At 61.6% G+C, this 3,852-nt stretch carries 2 protein-coding genes; both read right to left on the reverse strand.

Annotation, left to right across the window (positions count from 1 at the left end; all coding sequences use genetic code 11):
- Nucleotides 1-29 precede the first annotated feature (29 nt).
- Nucleotides 30-2,516: a site-specific integrase gene (locus R4P70_RS32450; protein WP_011133408.1), complete on the reverse strand. Its 2,487-nt coding sequence runs from the start codon at nt 2,514-2,516 to the stop codon at nt 30-32.
- Complete coding sequence (locus tag R4P70_RS32455; protein ID WP_011133407.1) at nt 2,513-3,772, reverse strand: tyrosine-type recombinase/integrase; 1,260 nt, start codon at nt 3,770-3,772, stop codon at nt 2,513-2,515. The genes R4P70_RS32450 and R4P70_RS32455 overlap by 4 nt, the downstream gene beginning before the upstream one ends.
- Nucleotides 3,773-3,852: the final 80 nt, after the last annotated feature.

The raw sequence follows: 3,852 nt of genomic DNA on the forward strand, positions 1-3,852 counted from the left end.
TTCTCTGAACAAGAATTCAAGCTTGGTAATCATGTGGAAGTCCTTCCCGAGATCGATCCGAATCCAGGCATTCCGAGGTCAGTTGTTGCCGATCCTCGTTTCATCGTGGCATCGACCTGTGCGATCTTGTCCCTGACTCCGGTGTAGCTGACCTGCAGTCCTTCGACTTCACCCAGCCAGCCTTCCTGTTTGGCTTCGATGATGCGGGCTTCGAGGTTGTCTCGGATTTCTTCGAGCCTGCCTCGCTGCGTTGGATCCGGCCGCAGGAGTGAGCATCTGACGCAAGCATGCTCATGGATGCAGGGTGTGCCGAACGACCGTGCGCAGGTCCCGACCGATACTTTCCGCTTCTCGAAATGAGACAAGAACGCATCCCATTCCTCGTCGGTCGGTGTCCGGTATTCCTCACTGGGTCTCATCGAACGACGACGCGCGATGAACGCTCGATGCGCTTCGATCGTTTCCGAGGGGTAGACGGCCTTGTAGCCCATCGTCGTGTCAATTGTCTTGTGCCCGCAAATAACCTGTGCGATATGGGGTGGCAGGCCGTTCATGATCGCGTCGGTGACGAATATTCGCCGGAAGTCGTGGGGCTGAAACATCAACGGATCGCCACTGGCATCGGTGAGAGCTGCCACGGTGAGCGCATTGATGAGGAGCTTGCGGACGAAACTCGGTGGGATCGCTCGGCGTTCGTTTCCGATTCCCCGCTGAAAGAGCAGCGGCATCGGCGGATTCCACAGCTTCTCCTGCGTATCGTAGGCAGCCACGAGCGGTATCGATCCGTTGGGTTGCCGCGAACGCTGAACTACCGCACTGAGGACTTCCGCAAGCTCGGGACTGACCAAGATCAGCCGCTCGGTATCGGTCTTCGATGGAGCTATCTGCAGCAGCGGAACCAGTTCACCGGTACTAGGTAGTCGATATTCGGTGATGCTGTGGTGACTGAGCTCGAGGAGCTCTTCATGACGGATACCGCTGAGCCGCAACACTTCGATAGTGGCGAATGCCCAGAATGCTTCCTCGTCCTCGTAGGTGAGATCGCGGCGAACACCGGTAACAGTATTGTCGGCCCATACGACGCGGCCAGTTCCCCGACGGATCAAGGATCGTCGCAGTTCTCCGTCGGTTCCCGCGATCACCTCACCTGGTTCGGTGTTCTGCGCCGCAACAAGTAGAGCCGCTGCGGCCGCGCGGCGGTCAGCTGCGGACCGAACCAACTGCGACAGGACAGGCAATCGCTCGCGAGTGCGCTGATCCATCCGCGCTTTACGGTGTTTGAGTTCCTTGCCTCTTTTGACCTCGGCGTCGCTGATCGGGCAGGGCGCCACCCACTGCGCCCAGCGTGCCGGATCTTCGACGGCCCAGTGCGCGAGGTCGAGATAGAACGCACGCACTTGCAACAGATTGTCTTTGTAATTCTTTCGGGGCGAAGTTGTTTCGTGCTTTCGTCCCGCCGCGTCGACGGCGGTGCGTGTGATCGATCTCAGGTCGTCCTTCCATGCTCGGGCAACGTCAGGCGGCAGCGCCAGGGTGTCGATACCGGGGGCGAGTGTCTCGACGCGGCTCCAGAACAGCCCGGCGAGTCCTCGGGCACGAGAGTTGAGACTGGTGTAGTCCAGCGCGGGTTGACGCTCGCGCAGATAGTCGATGAGCAGAGCTCGGATCGGTTGGTTCTCGATCGGGTAGCGGTCGACGAGTTGTTCGATCGTCAACTGTCCGACCGGAGCGCCGAACGCACGGATGCTGTGTGGTGCATCCTCGGGAAAGATGCCCATCGCACGTAGTCGCAGGTAGAAATCGATCTTCTTCTGACCGCGGCGGGAGTGCACCTGCGCCATCGTTTCGATCAGCTCCACGCAATCGCCGACAGTGATCTCCGCGACCGTCCCGCCTTTGGATACCAGCAGGGTCGCGATTCTGGTCGCTGCGATTCGTGCATCGTCTCGCGAGGTATCCGGCTGAGTGGCAGCAAGCTCGTCCAACCGCGCGAATCCGTCCGGATCTCGCAGCTTTGCCATCATCGGCGCGAGAAACGGGTGCGCCCGGGAGAGCATCCACGGCAACTGCGGCCGGATCACGTCCAGGCACAGCAACATCAGCAGTCCTGCAGCCAGGTCGTTGCGATCATGTCTGACAGGGCGCCCGTGTCCGGCAATCCATTCCACCGGGAGATCGGCCCAGGAGGTTGTCGCGCCGTAACGAGACCCGCGGATGTTCTCGGCGCCGCTGGCGAGCCACCGGGCTTGCCAGGTATCGCCTGGCACCGAAGCCAACCAGGTCAGTATCTTGATCACGCCCCGGTGCCGTCCGGCTCGGGTGGTGACCGCAGCCTCAGCAAGCACCGAGCAGTTCAGTCGGGCCTCGACCTCCTCAGCAGAGGCAGCGGTGTGCGGCCACCAGAGTTCACCTTCGCGTGGTGGAAACTGTTTGTGCAGTTGGCGAATCCTCGAATGCGGCACCGGTGTGACCTCGAAGCGTTCCGGGCGGGTCATGTGCTTGACGGCAGTGCTCACAACGGCCTCCCGAACAGCACGCTCAACGCTGCCGGATCGTATCCAGGAGCAGGAGGCGGCGACGGAGCCCGCGGATGTTCCCGCTGATCAGCAGTACGAGCGTGGTGGGCCAGGACGCTGGCGATCACCTCGTCCTTATCGGGTGTCAGATAAATTTCGGTCGTCGACAAATGGGCGTGCCCCAACACCTCTTTGACCTCCACCAAGGACAAGTGCGGGTCGTTGGCCATCCGCCTCGCTGCACTGTGACGTAAGTCGTGCAGAGTCCAATCCGAACCGAGGGTAGCATTCGCACGCTCGAACATCCGATGCGCCGCATGGTAATTCAACGGGCGGCGAGGCCTTCGCAGTGTCCACCACAACGGTTGCATCCGTCCGAGTGGCACCTCGCCCCGCAACTGCTCCTGATACAACCGCAACCAGACGAACGCGTCCGCCGACGCGGGTACCTGCTCCACCGCACGTGTTCCCTTGCGCACCACAGTAATCAACTGCTGCCCCGGGTCGACATCGCACTCGCGGACTCCCAACAGCTCCGACGCTCGCACCCCCGATGAAATCCAGAACGCCACCAACGCCCGGTCCCGATCCGACGACAACGCCGCGAACAACTTATCGAACAGATCCTCGGGAATCGCTCGGGGAATCCGCTGCGAGACCCGAGGCCGGTAGCGCCCCACACGCTCAGGTGCCCAATGATCCATCGGATTGTGGTGCGCATGAGCCCGTCTCGACCGGCGAGAGAGATCGAGAGGGAACGGATTCAGAAGCGGGCCAGTCCCCGCGTCCCGATGAAAATCGTAGAAACTTCGCAGCACCGTCTCACTGTGCGCCACTGTCGCCGGCGAGTACCCGGCCCCCAGAGCCGGTTTGCCGGTGACAGGATTCGGCGATGCCGCAGCAGTAGCAGCCGCCTCGGCGCTGGCCGGCACCACTGATCCTTGTCGTGCCTTCGCCGTCAACTGGATCCAACAACTGAAATCGCGGGCATCGACCCGATCGGCACGATCCCACGCCACGTCCACAGCGTGAAGGAACCGCCACCATCTGAGCAGATCCATACCGTACGAACGCACCGTCGCCACCGACCTCCCGGAAGCGATCAGCTCCCGGAAGAACACCTCGACGGACTCCACTCGTTCACCGTCGCTGCCCTGCAAGACGTAAGGCTCCGCCGCCTGACCTGTCGCTATCAACCGACCCACTCGGGCCACCACAAGCCCCGACAGATCTCTCGAACTTTCCCCTTCGCTCATGTCCGCAAGCTACCGACCCACATCGACCCCACCCCTTCAGACCTGCACCATTCGGCATTTAGTTCAGTCAACGGGGCCTC

It is taken from the genome of Rhodococcus sp. IEGM 1241, assembly GCF_033142365.1.
Taxonomy (GTDB): domain Bacteria; phylum Actinomycetota; class Actinomycetes; order Mycobacteriales; family Mycobacteriaceae; genus Rhodococcus_F; species Rhodococcus_F erythropolis.

What these genes read in the sequence shown, in the direction of transcription:
- R4P70_RS32455 (WP_011133407.1), bottom strand. Translation starts at nt 3,772, where the DNA reads ATGAGCGAAGGGGAAAGTTCGAGAGATCTGTCGGGGCTTGTGGTGGCC.